Origin of the sequence: Pseudomonas sp. Xaverov 259 (assembly GCF_019352915.1) — a bacterium.
In the GTDB taxonomy this organism is placed as follows: Bacteria; Pseudomonadota; Gammaproteobacteria; order Pseudomonadales; family Pseudomonadaceae; genus Aquipseudomonas.
This window is the reverse complement of sequence record NZ_JAAAFV010000031.1, coordinates 508,776-523,498: the sequence shown is the minus strand read 5'-3', so window position 1 is coordinate 523,498 and position 14,723 is coordinate 508,776. Positions and strand designations below refer to the sequence as shown.

14 protein-coding genes are annotated in these 14,723 nt (G+C 59.6%); 7 read left to right on the top strand and 7 right to left on the bottom strand.

The features are described 5' to 3' along the window. Positions 1 to 91: 91 nt before the first annotated feature. Positions 92 to 1,495, bottom strand: coding sequence for an MFS transporter (locus tag K0H48_RS12775; RefSeq protein ID WP_219267734.1), 1,404 nt, complete (start codon positions 1,493 to 1,495; stop codon positions 92 to 94). Between the two features lie 143 nt (positions 1,496 to 1,638). Beyond that, positions 1,639 to 2,169, bottom strand: a complete 531-nt coding sequence (locus tag K0H48_RS12770) for a GNAT family N-acetyltransferase (protein WP_219267733.1) — start codon at positions 2,167 to 2,169, stop codon at positions 1,639 to 1,641. 152 nt (positions 2,170 to 2,321) lie between these two features. On the opposite strand from K0H48_RS12770, the gene proP reads away from it, so the two are divergent. Both proP and K0H48_RS12760 read left to right on the top strand, forming a co-directional pair. Next, positions 2,322 to 3,824 (top strand): glycine betaine/L-proline transporter ProP, encoded by a 1,503-nt coding sequence (proP, locus tag K0H48_RS12765; RefSeq protein WP_017138953.1) that lies wholly within the window; start codon positions 2,322 to 2,324, stop codon positions 3,822 to 3,824. 52 nt (positions 3,825 to 3,876) lie between these two features. Continuing rightward, positions 3,877 to 4,383, top strand: a complete 507-nt coding sequence (locus K0H48_RS12760; RefSeq protein ID WP_219267732.1) for a GAF domain-containing protein — start codon at positions 3,877 to 3,879, stop codon at positions 4,381 to 4,383. Between the two features lie 36 nt (positions 4,384 to 4,419). Here K0H48_RS12760 and K0H48_RS12755 read toward each other — a convergent pair whose 3' ends face one another. Genes K0H48_RS12755 through K0H48_RS12745 form a run of 3 tightly spaced genes read right to left on the bottom strand, consistent with a single transcriptional unit; the run spans position 4,420 to position 7,027 of the window. After that, the gene (locus K0H48_RS12755; protein WP_219267731.1) at positions 4,420 to 5,163 is read right to left on the bottom strand and encodes a hypothetical protein; all 744 of its coding nucleotides are present in this window, start codon (positions 5,161 to 5,163) and stop codon (positions 4,420 to 4,422) included. Between the two features lie 7 nt (positions 5,164 to 5,170). After that, complete coding sequence (locus K0H48_RS12750; RefSeq protein WP_219267730.1) at positions 5,171 to 6,163, bottom strand: ComEC/Rec2 family competence protein; 993 nt, start codon at positions 6,161 to 6,163, stop codon at positions 5,171 to 5,173. 42 nt (positions 6,164 to 6,205) lie between these two features. Then, the gene (locus K0H48_RS12745; RefSeq protein ID WP_200433203.1) at positions 6,206 to 7,027 is read right to left on the bottom strand and encodes a helix-turn-helix domain-containing protein; all 822 of its coding nucleotides are present in this window, start codon (positions 7,025 to 7,027) and stop codon (positions 6,206 to 6,208) included. Between the two features lie 97 nt (positions 7,028 to 7,124). On the opposite strand from K0H48_RS12745, the gene K0H48_RS12740 reads away from it, so the two are divergent. Then, positions 7,125 to 8,336: an MFS transporter gene (locus K0H48_RS12740; RefSeq protein WP_017138958.1), complete on the top strand. Its 1,212-nt coding sequence runs from the start codon at positions 7,125 to 7,127 to the stop codon at positions 8,334 to 8,336. 110 nt (positions 8,337 to 8,446) lie between these two features. After that, entirely contained in the window at positions 8,447 to 9,607 is a 1,161-nt protein-coding gene (locus tag K0H48_RS12735) for a GGDEF domain-containing protein (protein WP_219267729.1), read from the top strand. On the opposite strand, the gene iolG is transcribed toward K0H48_RS12735, so the two are convergent. Further along, complete coding sequence (gene iolG / locus K0H48_RS12730) at positions 9,604 to 10,608, bottom strand: inositol 2-dehydrogenase (protein WP_219267728.1); 1,005 nt, start codon at positions 10,606 to 10,608, stop codon at positions 9,604 to 9,606. The two genes, K0H48_RS12735 and iolG, sit on opposite strands and share 4 nt — an antisense overlap. A 33-nt stretch (positions 10,609 to 10,641) precedes the next feature. Beyond that, on the bottom strand, positions 10,642 to 11,667 hold the full coding sequence (locus K0H48_RS12725; RefSeq protein WP_122528106.1) for a LacI family DNA-binding transcriptional regulator: 1,026 nt from the start codon (positions 11,665 to 11,667) through the stop codon (positions 10,642 to 10,644). Between the two features lie 123 nt (positions 11,668 to 11,790). On the opposite strand from K0H48_RS12725, the gene K0H48_RS12720 reads away from it, so the two are divergent. The 3 genes from K0H48_RS12720 to K0H48_RS12710 form a co-directional block, all read left to right on the top strand. Further along, a complete protein-coding gene (locus K0H48_RS12720) occupies positions 11,791 to 12,636 on the top strand; it encodes an SDR family oxidoreductase (protein ID WP_219267727.1) in 846 nt (281 codons plus the stop codon). After that, a complete protein-coding gene (locus tag K0H48_RS12715) occupies positions 12,636 to 13,760 on the top strand; it encodes a phytanoyl-CoA dioxygenase family protein (protein ID WP_219267726.1) in 1,125 nt (374 codons plus the stop codon). The genes K0H48_RS12720 and K0H48_RS12715 overlap by 1 nt, the downstream gene beginning before the upstream one ends. 42 nt (positions 13,761 to 13,802) lie before the next feature. Continuing rightward, the coding region (locus K0H48_RS12710; protein ID WP_138815252.1) for a sugar ABC transporter substrate-binding protein at positions 13,803 to 14,723 on the top strand (921 nt) is incomplete at its 3' end.

Sequence of the window (14,723 nt, the reverse complement as noted above, 5' to 3'; positions counted from 1 at the left end):
GGCTGCGAAGCGGCCCCTGCTCTTTGTTTCAAGAGCATGGGACTGCTACGCAGTCCAACGGGAGCAAGCTCCCTCGCCACAGGGGACGGGTTTACAGGTCAGTAATTTCCTTGTGGCGCGGCACCAGCGCTTTCATCACGCTCCACGCCACCAGATAGGCCAAGGCGCAAATCGCAAACATGATCATGTAGCCGGTGTGAATGTCGTTGATCGACTTGTAGTAGTCGAATACCCAGCCACCGATCTTGGTCATCACCACACCGCCCAGGCCGCCCGCCATACCGCCGATGCCGACCACCGATGCCACGGTTTTTTGCGGGAACATATCCGACACGGTAGTGAAGATATTGCACGACCACGCCTGGTGCGCCGAGGCGCCCACGCCGATCAACAACACCGGCACCCAGAAGCTCAGGTAACCGAACGGTTGCGCCAACAGCACCACCAGCGGGAACAGCGCGATCACCAGCATGGCTTTCATGCGGCCGTCATACGGGGCATCACCGCGCGCCATAAAGTAGCTGGGGAACCAGCCGCCGCCGATACTGCCGACCATGGTCATGCTGTACAGCACGGCCAACGGCATCACGATATCCGCGCCTTTCATGTTGTATTGCGCCGACAGGTAAGTGGGCAGCCAGAACAGAAAGAACCACCACACGCCGTCGGTCATGAACTTGCCGAAGGCGAAGGCCCAGGTCTGTCGGTAGGTCAGCAGCTTGAACCACGAGACTTTTTTCGGCGTCGCCCCTACAGGCTCAGGCGCGAAAGGCTGTACGGTCTGGTCACTGCGGATGTAGGCCAGCTCTTCGGCGGACAAGCGCTTTTGCTGCTCCGGTTTCTCATAGAGCATCGACCACACCGCCACCCACACAAACCCGAGCATGCCGATCACGATAAACGCGGCTTCCCAACCCCACATGCCGGCAATCAGCGGTACGCAGATGGGTGCCAGGATCGCACCCACGTTGGCGCCGGAGTTGAAAATACCGGTGGCCAGGGAGCGTTCTTTTTTCGGGAAATATTCGGCGGTGGCCTTGATCGCGATGGGGAAGTTACCCGCCTCGCCAATCGCCAGCACGGCGCGGGCGAGCATAAAGCCGGCAATCGACACCGGGATCACCGCCAGGCCGATGGCGGCGCTGAGCGAGGCAATCCCCGCGCCCATCGGCACCGAGAACGCATGCATGATCGCGCCGGTGGACCAGATGGCGATGGCCACCACATAGGCAGCCTTGGTGCCGATCTTGTCGACAAACCGCCCGGCAAACAGCATGGCAATCGCATAAACGAACTGGAACACCGCAGCGATGTTGGCGTAGTCGGTGTTGCTCCAGCCAAATTGCGTCGACAATTGCGGCGCCAAGAGGCTGAGCACCTGGCGGTCGAGGTAATTGACGGTGGTGGCAAAGAACAACATCGCGCAGATGGTCCAGCGATAGTTGCCGACGGCCTGGCCGACGCGGTGGGCGTTGATGGGCTCATTCAAATTCATGGCATCACTTTTTATTTTTGTTAGATAGGACATATGTAACGTCATATGTCGTCGTACAACTGCGACTTTTATAGCCGGGCGCTTTGGCGGTGTCAATCTGAAAGATTGGCGTTTATTCAGGTATTACACGGGCGTGTAAACAATCAGCGCAAAGCAGTTGTAGGACGACGAATGCTAAACACCCGGCTAGGCGCTTTGCCCGGCACATCGTCGAGCAGGCCGAAGGGTTGCATACCGAGCTTTTCCAGCACACGAATCGAAGCCGTATGATCGGATCGCACCAGGCCGAAAACCTCCGGCAGATTCAGTGTCTGGAAGGCCTGCGCCAGCGCATCCCGCCCCAGCTCGGTGGCATAGCCCTGCCCCCACGCCTCCACGGCGAAACGATAACCCAGGTTGATGCGCCGCTCGGTCAGGTAGTTAAGCGGCGCGATGCCGCCAAAGCCGATGAGGTGCTCGGGTTGCTCCTTACGGGCAATCGCCCACCAGCCATAACCCTGGGTGGCCCATTGCTCCAGCCAGTGGTCGAGCACGCGCTGGGCGTGCTCCAGGCTGGCCATCGGCCCGGCAGGATTGAACAGATTTGTCTGCGGGTCACCGAAGATCGCGAACAATCGCTGCACATCATTGGCTTCGGGCTTGCGGTAGATCAGGCGTGAGGGGGCGTCAGGCATGCGCATAATTCCTGGTTGATGCCATGAAGTTCAACGCATAAGCAAAAAAACGCAAATAGTGGTGAATTATTTCATGTCGGCTTGTATCTGAACTGACAGAGCGGTGCCATCGCAACGATGGCACCTCCCCTGTTCAGATTTAGAGTGCCCCCATGAAATTACGTAAGAAAAGCGTCAAACCCATCGGTTTGAAAGACATCACCATCGTCGACGATACCAAGGTGCGCAAGGCGATCACTGCCGCCGCACTGGGTAACGCCATGGAGTGGTTCGACTTTGGTGTCTACGGGTTCGTCGCCTATGTGCTCGGCAAGGTGTTCTTCCCCGACGCCTCGCCCAGCGTACAAATGATCGCTGCCTTGGGTACCTTCTCCGTACCTTTCCTGATTCGCCCGCTGGGCGGCCTGTTCTTCGGCGCCCTGGGCGACAAATACGGGCGGCAGAAAGTATTGGCCGCCACCATCGTGATCATGTCCCTGAGCACCTTCGCCATCGGCCTGATCCCCGGCTACGCCTCCATAGGCATCTGGGCGCCGATCCTGCTGCTGTTGTGCAAAATGGCCCAGGGCTTCTCGGTGGGTGGTGAGTACACCGGCGCCTCGATCTTCGTGGCCGAATACGCGCCGGACCGTAAACGCGGGTTCCTCGGCAGCTGGCTGGACTTCGGCTCCATTGCCGGTTTTGTGCTCGGTGCCGGCGTCGTGGTGCTGATCTCGACGATCCTCGGTGAGGCCGACTTCGAGGCCTGGGGCTGGCGCCTGCCGTTCTTCCTCGCCCTGCCCCTGGGCATCATCGGCCTGTACCTGCGTCACGCGCTGGAAGAAACCCCGGCCTTCCAGCAGCACATGGACAAGCTCGAACAAGGCGACCGCCAAGGCCTGACCCACGGCCCCAAAGTCTCGTTCAAGGAAGTCGCGACCCAGCACTGGCGCAGCCTGCTGACCTGCATCGGTATCGTCGCGGCCACCAACGTGACCTACTACATGCTGCTCACTTATATGCCCAGCTACCTGTCGCATAACCTGCACTACAAAGAAAACAGCGGCGTGCTGATCATCATCGCGATCATGGTCGGCATGCTGTTTGTGCAACCGTTCATTGGCTTTGTCAGCGACAAGATCGGCCGCAAACCCTTCATCATCGCCGGCAGCGTCGGCCTGCTGTTCCTGTCCATTCCGGCGTTCATGCTGATCACCAGCGGCAAGATCGGCCTGATCTTCGCCGGCCTGCTGATCCTGGCGGTGGTCCTCAACTTCTTTATCGGCGTGATGGCCTCGACCCTGCCGGCGATGTTCCCCACGCACCTGCGCTACAGCGCGTTGGCCAGTGCCTTTAACGTCTCGGTATTGATCGCCGGTGTCACCCCCACCGCCGTGGCGTGGCTGGTGGAAAGCACCAACGACCTGTTCATGCCCGCCTACTACCTGATGGTGTTTGCCGTGGTCGGCCTGATCACCGGCCTGACCATGAAGGAAACCGCCAACAAGCCACTGCGCGGCGCCGCGCCTGCGGCCTCGGACATGGCCGAAGCCAAAGAAATACTGCAAGAACACCACGACAATATCGAGCAGAAGATCGAAGACATCGACACTCAGATTGCCGAACTCGAAGCCAAGCGTCAGAACCTGGTGCAGCAGCACCCACGTATCAACTGACTACTGACCTGGCATGGCGGCCTCTGCCGCCATGCCTTTGGAGTGCCTGAGCATGGTTCCAAGCGTTACCGCAGCACATTCACTACTCAGCGCCGATGAGCGCGCTGCCATCGCCGAAATAGAAGCCACCACCAGCATCCTGCAACTGGTTACCCGCCTGACCGGCATGCGCTTTGCCGGCATCGCCAAATTTACTGACCTTGAGTGGGTCGTGTGCTCAGTGCATGACACCGCCGACATGGGCATTCACGTCGACGACGTGCTTGACCTCGAAACCACGCTGTGCAGTGAGTTCTGCATCAACCCGCAGACCCTGTTCATCCCGCAGATCAGCCACAACGGCCGCTTCGCCGCGCGCCCGGTGGTCAAGCAGTTCGCCATCGAAAGCTACGCCGGTGCACCGATCTTCCTGCCCGATGGCCGCCTGTTCGGCGCATTGTGCGCACTGGATTCGCGGGCGATGCTGTTTGAAGACCCCAACCTGCCGGAAACCCTGAGCCTGTTTGCGCGGCTGATCGGCTGTATTTTTTTCGCCAATTTGACCTCGGTTGATCACTGACGCCAACTGTCGCGCGGCCCAGCCGCGCGGATAACCTTAAAGAAAATGCGCCGTCCCAGCGCTGTGAGAATCAATCAAAGCGACGAGCCTTGCCGTAGCAGAACCCACCAGGTAACCGTGCGGGTCATGCCACTGGACCAATACGGACTGAAGCTTGGTGTGAAGTTCCGGCTCGGCCACGGTGCCCACATTGATGCACGCCAAAACAGGACCACCACTCATGCCTTCAGGCTCGAGAAGACTTATGAGCGGCACACCATTGCTACAGACCAAATCTTCGTTTTCAAGCTCATAAAGTCTTGCATCAAGTATTTGCGTGCTGGTTTGAATGTCCCTGACTTCCAGGCGCGTAGAAACCGGCAACGCAGTTAGCACGCCATTGGGCCGTAAATCCGCCGGAAACCCAACGACCACAACATGATGAGCAGCGTTGGAAAACATCCCCAAATGACGGCCAATAGGAAGTCGCGTCAAGCCGGCCATGGCCTGTTCCAACTCTTCATCCAACTCAAAAAAACCAATGTCGTCTTGTTCGCTATAATAAAATTTTCGGTGAGCCAGCGAATAACGCTGCCCCCTGATTTCAATAGACGCGCACGACTTTGCATCATCTTTGAAGTTATGTAGCGCGGAGACAAAATAGCTTTTACCCTCAAAACTACCCAGAAAACCTGTACCCAGCACATCCAATGGAACGAGGGCAGAAAAATCCCTGATCGCCAACACAGCCTGCCCGCCATGCTGGCCAATTTTGTCGAGTTCCTTCAATAGCTTATTCATTTTAATCTCAATAGATAAATGTCAGAATCGTACCCGCAGGGGGGTAATTAACCAGGTTCACGTAGTGTTGGAACAACCCTTCCAAATAGGGCGTTCTTTCCGGGAAATAAAACTTTACGTCTGTGTTTGCCGGAACGTCTAGGATACGGCGAAAAACTTCTTGGTGCGGATGCACTCTCCCATCAGCAAGAAATACGTAATTGGAGCAGGACCATTGGGACAGCAAGGCAGCCGTCGTATTTGCATTGCTGCCATGGTGCGACACTTTGACGAGTTCATAATGTGGCTGTGAATTCGGGTAGAGGGTATCGAGCGCGTCACTCACAACAGATGGCCAGGCATCGCCTAAAAACAACCATGAGCGCCCGTTGAATCTCACCTCAAGCGCAAGACTCAGCAGGTTCGACTTTGATGAATCTTCTTTGAATTCGTCGGCCGTGCCCTGCAAATCCGCGTACGCGCGAAACGGTCTACGCACGCTGATATCTCGTGGAGGGGGCAATTCGAAGACCGTCCCGACCCCATATTTGGATACGTGTTTTTCGGTCGGCGAAAGATAGACCAATTCAATTTGGCCGTCATATACAGTTTCAATCTGCCCCGCGCACACGACGCGCGAATTATAAGTAGTCTTGGTCGCTGATAGCTTGCGTGCCTGTCGAGGTGATATTTCAGCCAAGCCCGACAAGTTCCGAAGTTTGTCAACCATCATCGATGAATTGAAAATCAGATCCTTGATAACCAGCGCATGCCCCTTAGACAGCAAGTACAGAAAACCGCCAATATGATCATCATCGTGATGCGTGACGATCGCCAGATCAATAATGCCATTGGGCACCAACGCCAGAAGAGCACTGTACATTTTCTCGACCTTAGCATCAGGCCGACTGGGCCCGGCATCAATCAGCATGTTAAAACTTGCATTATTGAACTGCAGCAAGATGCAATCACCCGCCCCTACAGGCAGGAAAGAAATTTTTAAATTACGGAAACTGTCCAACTGCCTCACTACTCCATCCGCCCCCTCTAAGGGGTATGCCTGTTATCTGAAAAACTGACTCGGCGTCTTGCCAAACTGCTTCTTGAACATACTGGTAAAGGCGCTCGGGCTCTCGTAGCCCAATTCGATGGCGACATCGATAATCTTCTGCCCCACCGCAATCCGCTCCAGCGCCAGCAGCAACCGCGCCTGCTGGCGCCATTGGCCGAAGGTCAAGCCGGTTTCCTTGCGAAACAGACGCTGGATGGTCTTCTGGTCCAGCTCAAGGCGCCCACTCCAATCCTCCACCGTCGACGCATCCCCGGGATCCTGCTGCAGCGCCAGGCAAATCCGGTTGATACGCGGGTCGCCCGGTTGTGGCAACGACAGCGGCAAGGCCGGCAGAATCGCTAGCTCATCGAGGATCAGGTGCATGATCCGCGCATCGCGTGAGTCCTCGGCATACGGCGGTTTCAAACTCACCGACGCCTTGATCAGCTCACTGAGCAACGGTGAAACGCTCACCGCCTTGGTCTCGGTCGGCAGGTTCGGGAACGCTTCGGGGCGCACAAACACACTGCGCATTTTCAACGGGCCCACACACCGCAACGAGTGGACTTGCCCGCACGGCATCCAGAAGCCACGATTGGACGGCACCGTCCATTGGTTGTGCGCCGAGTGCACAACCATCACGCCCTCGATGGCGTAGAGTAATTGGTGCTTTTCGTGGCTATGCTCGGGGATCACCCAGTTTTCGGGGTAATCGGTGGCGGAACTGATCACAGCCCAATCGCCTGCGTCGATTTCCTGCAAGAATTCATTCAGTGGTTTGATCATTTCGCCCTTTTTGCGACAGTTGTCTCCCGAATTTCGTGAGACAGGCATTGGCGCCGAATTTAGCATAACCGCTGAAACAATTAGAAATGGGTGGCGAGCTCAAGTACTCGCCACCTCAGTTTGCTGCCCTGTATGGAATGCCTGCATGACGACCGTCACCGCGTCACCCGCCGCTGCAACCACTACACCCCAAGTGAGCCCCTTGGTCATGCGTGTCCTTGGCGCCTGCGCCCTGGCCCACCTGATCAATGACCTGATCCAGGCCGTGCTGCCCTCGATCTACCCGATGCTCAAAGCCAACTACGGGCTGAGCTTCACCCAGGTGGGCCTGATCACCCTGACCTTCCAACTCACCGCCTCCTTGCTGCAACCCTGGATCGGCTACCACACCGACCGCCACCCCAAGCCCTGGCTGTTGCCGGCCGGCATGGTGTGTACCTTGATCGGCATCCTGATGCTGGCGTTTGTCGGCACTTTCCCGGCGATCTTGTTGGCGGCGGCCTTGGTGGGCGTCGGCTCGTCGACCTTCCACCCGGAAACCTCGCGCGTCGCGCGCCTGGCCTCCGGCGGGCGTTATGGCCTGGCGCAATCGACCTTCCAGGTCGGCGGCAACACCGGCAGCGCCTTCGGCCCGTTGCTGGCGGCGGCGATCATCATTCCTTACGGCCAAAGCCATATCGCCTGGTTCGGGCTGTTCGCTGTGTTTGCGATTCTGGTGCTGTACGGCCTGAGCCGCTGGTACCGCAACCACCTCAACCTGTTCAAGCTCAAGCAAGGTGGCAAGGCCACCCACGGCTTGTCCAAAGGCCGCGTGACCTTTGCCCTGGTGGTGCTGGCGCTGCTGGTGTTCTCCAAATACTTCTACATGACCAGCCTGACCAGCTACTTCACCTTCTACCTGATCGAGAAGTTCCAGCTGTCGGTGGCCAGCTCCCAGATGTACCTGTTCCTGTTCCTTGGCGCGGTGGCCGTGGGCACCTTCGCCGGTGGCCCGATTGGCGACAAGATCGGGCGCAAGAAAGTCATCTGGTTCTCGATCCTCGGCGCTGCGCCCTTCACCCTCGCCCTGCCCTACGTCGACCTGTTCTGGACCGCCGTACTCAGCGTGGTGATCGGCTTTATCATCGCCTCGGCCTTCTCGGCCATCGTGGTCTTCGCCCAGGAACTGGTGCCGGGTAACGTGGGCATGATCGCCGGTATCTTCTTCGGCCTGATGTTCGGCTTCAGCGGAATTGGCGCCGCATTGCTGGGCTTGTTGGCCGATAACCACGGTATTGAGTACGTGTATAAGATCTGCTCGTTCCTGCCACTGGCGGGCATCCTCACGATATTGCTGCCCTCGACCAAAGGCGTCTGACCCGCCGATTATCGGCTGGCTGTGTGCTATTAGCCGGAATGCTCTGAAAAACCTGCGTGTGCGCTTACAATCCCGATTTTCAAGCGCACACCCAGGCAGCCCGGCACGACATGACGCTCGACCCTCCTACGATTCTGATTCTGACCATCGCGCTGGCAGCCGCTGCCGCGTTGTACCTGGCTATTGAATGGCGCAGCGTGCGCGAGCCTTCCCTGCTGTTCTGGGCTGCAGGTTTCGCGACCATCAGCGTCGGCTCTACCCTGGCGTTGCTACGCGGCAGTGGCCTGTTGATGATCGGTATCTGGTTCGCCAACGGCTTGCTGGTCACCGCGCACTTTTTGTTCCTGCTCGGCGTGGCGCGTTTTACCCAGGCGCGCCTTTCACCGCTATGGCTGTTGATGTTGGTGGTATGGCTGGGGATGCTGATGCTGCCGGTGGAGCTGCCATGGTCTAAAGCCATGCTGGCGGTGCAGTCGCTGCTCGTGGCAGTGCCGACCCTGCGCGCCAGCTTTCTGCTGCGTCCCCATGGCAAGTCCCTGAGCATCGGCGCGGTACAGTTGCGCTATGTGCTGCTGATTCACGGCGCGTTTTATGTGGCCAAGGCATTGTCGGTGCTGATCCCCGGCACACTGATTGACCTGGCGGCCTTCAAGGGCGAAATCATCCAGGTGTCCTTGGTGGAAGGTGCGATGGCGATCATGTTGATCGCGCTGTCGATGACCGGCTCCGAACGCTACCGCCGCGAGCAGCACATCGCACGGCTGGCGGCCCGCGACCCACTCACAGCACTCTTCAACCGTCGCGCCCTTGACCTTCAAGCGCCACGCCTGTTGGCGCGAGTTTCGCCGGCCCAGCCAGGCGCCGTGCTGTTGATCGATATCGACAACTTCAAAGGGGTCAACGACCTCTACGGCCATACCGCCGGCGACCGTTTGCTCATCGCCCTCAGCGAGATGATCCGCGGCGTCGTCCCCCAGGATGCATTGGCTGCGCGCCTGGGCGGGGACGAGTTTTTGATTCTACTGAACAACACCTCAACCCAGAAGATTGTCGATCTGGGCAGCCGCTTGCGTGAACAGTTCCAGCAAGTCGCCGCTGACACCTTTATCACGCCAGCGCCGGTGACCTTGAGCATCGGCGCCAACCTGTTCGACCAACCACCGCCGAGCCTGGCCGCGCTGATCGAACAAGGCGACACCACGCTCTACGAAACCAAGCGTGGCGGGCGCGACAGCATTCGTCTGGTGGACCAGACCGGCACGTTCGGCTAAAGGTCGTAATGCACCGCTACGCTGCGCCCGGTCTTCACCGACTCCAATGCACAATCGGCCAGGTGCAAGGCATACAAGCCATCACGCACGCTGGTCGGTAACGCGCGGCCAGCGTTCAGCGCGTCAATAAACTGCGTTAGCTCATTGCGATAAGCATCCGCGTAACGCTCCAGAAAAAAGTGCTGCAACGGCTCCAGCGCTTCGGTGTGGTCGGCACTCCAATGGCGCAATGTGCTGGGCCGATGGTTGTCAGTGAGCAACACGCCCGTGGCGCCGGACACTTCCACACGCTGGTCATAGCCATACACCGCCTGGCGGCAGCAGTTGATATGGCATTGCTTGCCGGAGGCGGTGCGCAGCAGAACCATCACGCTGTCGTAGTCGTCGATGTCTGCCAGGCTCGGGTCCACCAGGCGGCTAGCGAAGGCGCTGACTTCTACCGGTTCCTCGCCGAGCAGGTGGCGGGCGGTGTCGAAGTCGTGGATGGTCATGTCGCGCAGGATGCCACCGGAATGTTCCAGGTAGTCGCGCGGCGCCAGGCCGGGGTCGCGGCTGGTGATGATCACCTGGCGCACGGCGCCGATCTGGCCGGCGTCCAGCGCCTGGCGCAGACGCAGCATGTCGGGGTCAAAACGCCGATTGAAACCGAGCATCACCTTGCCGCCCAGGCGTTCGACGGCTTGGGCGGCGCTGCGGGCCTTGGCGATATCCAGGTCGATAGGCTTTTCGCACAGCACCGCCTTGCCTGCGGCCACCGCTGCCAGCAGCAGGTCGATATGGGTGTCGGTGGGCGTGCCGATCACCACGGCATCAATGTCTTGGCGGGCGAGCACAGCGGCGCAGTCATAGGCCGCTTCGCAACCTAACTGCGTGCTGAGCGCGTCGACACCTTCGCGCCAGGGGTCAGCCACCAACACCAGCGTGGCGTTGGGGTGAGCGGCGACGTTGGCGGCGTGGATCTTGGCGATGCGCCCGGCACCTAAAACGGCAATACGTAGCATGGTCGAACTCCTGGCGTTGTTATTGAGGGAGCTTCAGTCCGGCAGGTTGAACGGTGTAACGATCTGCACCTGTGACGGCGCAATCGGCCCGGCTTTCCATAGCCGGTGGTGTTGCAGGATGTGCAAAAACACACTGCGGGCATCGATTTGCAGGTTGTGGTCGATGATCGCGGCGACTTTTTCTTCCAACAGCAGCTGGCGGTTTTCTTCGTCCAGGTCATGGCCGATAAACACCTCCAGCGGGCGCTCGAGCGCGGCGAAGGCATCGACAATCGCGCGGTTACCACCGCCGACGCTGTACACCGCCTTGAGGTCGGGATGTTGCTTGAGCGCTTGGGTGACGCGCTCGAACGTGCGGTCGTACACGCCGTAGCCGCCGCTGATATCCAGCACCCGCAGATGCGCGGCACGCCCACGTAGCCAGGCGCGAAAGCCCATCTCGCGTTCTTCTTCGCCACGGAACAGTTCGCTGCCGATCACCACCGCCACGTCCTGGGGTTGCGCCGGCAGCCAGCGCGACATCAGGTAGGCCGCGGTTTGCCCGGCGGTGCGATTGTCCATGCCCACATAGCCAATGCGCTCGCTTTGCGGCAGATCCGTGACCAGGGTCACCACCGGAATGCCCGCCGCGATCAACTGCTTGACGGCCTGATTCACCGCCGGCTCATCCGCTGCTTTAAGCACCACGCCCTGGCTGCCGGTGTCGAGGCAGCGCAGCAACTGATCGTGCATGGCCTGGGGTTCGATTTCTTCAAACAGGTGAAAACGCGGCGCGATGCGAAACGGCGCCAAGCTGCCCAATTGCGCGGTAATCGCCGCCTGCACCGCCGCGCTGAAGCGTTGCGGCGTGTGCATGATCACATCGACATGAAAAGTACGCCCCACCGCCAGGCCGTTTTTCTCCTGCGCCTCCAACTCATCCAGCGCCTGCTCGATGCGCCGGGTGGTCTGCGCATGCACGCTGCCGCGCTGGTGCAACACGCGGTCGACCGTGGCTTTGCTTACACCGGCCTGGGTCGCGAGCTGCTTGATGGAGAAGTGTTTTGCGCGTTCGAGCATGCGGTTCGCCTGAGGTGTTTTTGAGGTCTTTTTTGGGCGTTACTGAGGTTTTGCAATGCTAGTCTCAGTTTTGCCTGCCGTCGAGCCAGGTCGACAAAACAACAAAAATTTCAGGAGAACCGCATGCCTCACACCGATCTTGCCAGCCCATTCAACGGCCAATATTTTGTCGTCACCGGCAGCACCCAGGGTCTGGGCGCTGCCGTGGCACGTACCCTGGCGCAGCGTGGCGCTGCCGGGTTGATCATCTGCGGGCGCCGCCGCGCCGAGGGCGAAGAACAGGTCCGGCAACTGGCACAGCTCGATTGCCAGGCATTTTTTGTCGAGGCCGACCTGGAAAACGTCGAGGATTGCCGCGTGATCATCGACGCAGCACGCACCCACTTCGGCACCCTGCACGGGCTGGTGAACTGCGCCGGCATGTCGGATCGCGGCACCATCCTCGACACCTCGCCCGAACTGTTTGATCGGCTGTTTGCGGTGAACGTGCGGGCGCCGTTTTTTCTGATGCAGGAAGCACTCAAGCTGATGATCAGCACCGGCGTGGAAGGCGCAGTGGTGAATATCCAGAGCGTCACCGGGCATGGCGGGCAATCGTTTTTGAGCGCCTATGCGGCGTCCAAGGGCGCGCTGGCGATTTTGACCAAGAACGTGGCGTTCAGCGCGCTGCGTAACCGCATCCGCGTGAATGGCCTGAATATCGGCTGGATGGACACACCGCACGAGGATCAGATCCAGCGCCAATACCACGGCGCGCAAGACGGCTGGCTGGCCGAGGCCGAGCGCGCGCAGCCGTTCGGGCGGCTGCTCAAGCCCGAAGAAGTAGCGCAAAGCGTGGCGTTTTTGCTCTCGCGTGAATCCGGGATGATGACCGGCGCGGTGATCGACCTGGAGCAAGGCGTGGTCGGCTGCACCGACAGTGGCAGCCCGCAACCGCACCAGGCGCTGAGCCTGCCGGGAGGTGTGTGATGTCGGCGTTCGTGACTGGCGCGGCGGTGCGCCTGGCGGATTTCAGCCGTATTTGCGCCCAATACACCAGCGCCGAGGATTACCCGCTGTGTGCAGAAGTGGTCAGCAATGTGCCGATCTATCAGGCCGGCACTTTACGCAACAGCGAGCGCCTGCGCGTCATGGATGAGCTGCATCACCTGTTCCGCGACGGGCCTGGGGTGATGGTGGTGCGCCAGGCCTATGAAGACCTGGCGGTGGTCGATCGCCATAGCCAGGTGTTCGAGGCGATCTTTGCTCAGGAGGCTGCGCAAGGCGTGGCCGCCGACCATTTTGCCAAGGCCGGCAGCAACGGGCGCATCTGGAATTCACTGCAAAAAGCCGCGCTGCAGTCACCGGAGTCGTTTGCCGAGTACTACGCCAACCCGCTGCTCGGCTTGATCGCCGAAGCGTGGCTGGGGCCGAGCTTTCAGATGACCGCGCAAGTCAACGTGGTCCATCCCGGCGGGCAGGCACAGCAGCCGCACCGTGACTATCACCTGGGTTTCCAGACCAACGAAGTGGTTGAGCGTTTCCCGCTGCCGCTGCATCTGTTGTCGCAATACCTGACGCTGCAAGGCGCGGTGGCCCATTCGGATATGCCGCTGGAAAGCGGGCCGACCCAACTGCTGCCCTTCTCCCAGCAATACCCGCTGGGTTACCTGGCTTGGCGCCGCGCGGAGTTTATCGACTACTTCCAGCAGCACGCCGTGCAATTGCCGCTGAACAAGGGCGACCTGCTGTTCTTCAACCCGGCGCTGTTCCACGCGGCGGGCACCAACCGCACGACCCACCACCGGCGCATGGCCAACCTGCTGCAAATCTCTTCGGCGTTCGGCAAGCCCATGGAAGCCCTCGACCGTGACCGCATGATGCTGGCGGTGTACCCGGTGCTGCTGGCCAACCCTGCGTTGGATGCGGAAGCGGTGATCGCCTGTACGGCCGATGGTTACGCCTTCCCCACCAATCTCGACACCGACCCGCCCTTGCACGGGCTCGCACCGCAAACCGGGCAGCAATTAATGCAACAAGCCCTCAACGAACGCTGGCCCTATTCGGACTTCGCCGCTGCCGTGGCGCAACTGCGGGCCAAGCGCCAGGCGTGAATCGCACTGCTTTTACAACAACAAAAACAACGGAGCATAACCATGAAGAAGCAACTACTCGCGGCACTGCTGACCCTCGCTGTTACGCCCTGGGCCTGGGCGGATATCCGCATCGGCGTGAGCATCGCCCAGGTCGACGATGTGTTCCTCGCACAGATGCGTGACTACATGGCCGCCCACGCCAAGGAGCTACCCGGCGTGACCTTGCAATTCGAAGACGCCCAAGGTGATGTGGTGCGCCAGCTCAACCAGGTGCAGAACTTCACGGCCCAGGGCATGGACGCGATTATCGTCAATGCGGTGGACACGGCGGCCACGCAGAAAATGACCGTCAACGCGCAGCAAGCCAAGATCCCGCTGGTGTACGTCAACCGCCGCCCAGAGTTCAAGGACGTGCCGCCGGGTGTGGGCTATGTCGGCTCGGATGAGATCAAGGCCGGGGAAATTCAGATGCGCTACCTGGCAGAGAAAATGGGTGGCAAGGGCAACCTTGCGATCATGCTCGGTCTGCTGTCCAACAACGCCACGCACAACCGCACGCTGGGGGTGAAGACGGTGCTCAAGGACTACCCGGATATCAAAATTGTCGAGGAGCAAAGTGCCGAATGGCAGCGCGGCAAGGCGATTGACCTGATGAACAACTGGATTGTGTCCGGGCGCAAAATCGATGCCGTGGCGGCGAACGCCGATGAAATGGCGATTGGCGCCGCCATGGCGATCAGCCAGGCGGGCATGCAACCAGGCAAGGATATCCTGGTAGCCGGCAGCGACGGCGGCGCAGCGGGGCTGGACGCGGTGAAGAAGGGCCAGTTGCTGGTGACGGTGTATCAGGACAACAAAGGCCAGGCCGTGGGCTCGATTGATCTGGCGGTGAAAATGGTGAAGAAGGAACCCTATGTGGCTGAGCTGACCATTCCTTATCAGCAGATCACCAAAGACAATTACCAGGCGTTTCTGAACCCT

Coding starts and splice junctions, on each gene's coding strand:
- K0H48_RS12775 (WP_219267734.1), bottom strand. CDS start 1,495: ATGAATTTGAATGAGCCCATCAACGCCCACCGCGTCGGCCAGGCCGTC.
- K0H48_RS12770 (WP_219267733.1), bottom strand. CDS start 2,169: ATGCCTGACGCCCCCTCACGCCTGATCTACCGCAAGCCCGAAGCCAAT.
- proP (WP_017138953.1), top strand. CDS start 2,322: ATGAAATTACGTAAGAAAAGCGTCAAACCCATCGGTTTGAAAGACATC.
- K0H48_RS12760 (WP_219267732.1), top strand. CDS start 3,877: ATGGTTCCAAGCGTTACCGCAGCACATTCACTACTCAGCGCCGATGAG.
- K0H48_RS12755 (WP_219267731.1), bottom strand. CDS start 5,163: ATGAATAAGCTATTGAAGGAACTCGACAAAATTGGCCAGCATGGCGGG.
- K0H48_RS12745 (WP_200433203.1), bottom strand. CDS start 7,027: ATGCCTGTCTCACGAAATTCGGGAGACAACTGTCGCAAAAAGGGCGAA.
- K0H48_RS12740 (WP_017138958.1), top strand. CDS start 7,125: ATGACGACCGTCACCGCGTCACCCGCCGCTGCAACCACTACACCCCAA.
- K0H48_RS12735 (WP_219267729.1), top strand. CDS start 8,447: ATGACGCTCGACCCTCCTACGATTCTGATTCTGACCATCGCGCTGGCA.
- iolG (WP_219267728.1), bottom strand. CDS start 10,608: ATGCTACGTATTGCCGTTTTAGGTGCCGGGCGCATCGCCAAGATCCAC.
- K0H48_RS12725 (WP_122528106.1), bottom strand. CDS start 11,667: ATGCTCGAACGCGCAAAACACTTCTCCATCAAGCAGCTCGCGACCCAG.
- K0H48_RS12720 (WP_219267727.1), top strand. CDS start 11,791: ATGCCTCACACCGATCTTGCCAGCCCATTCAACGGCCAATATTTTGTC.
- K0H48_RS12715 (WP_219267726.1), top strand. CDS start 12,636: ATGTCGGCGTTCGTGACTGGCGCGGCGGTGCGCCTGGCGGATTTCAGC.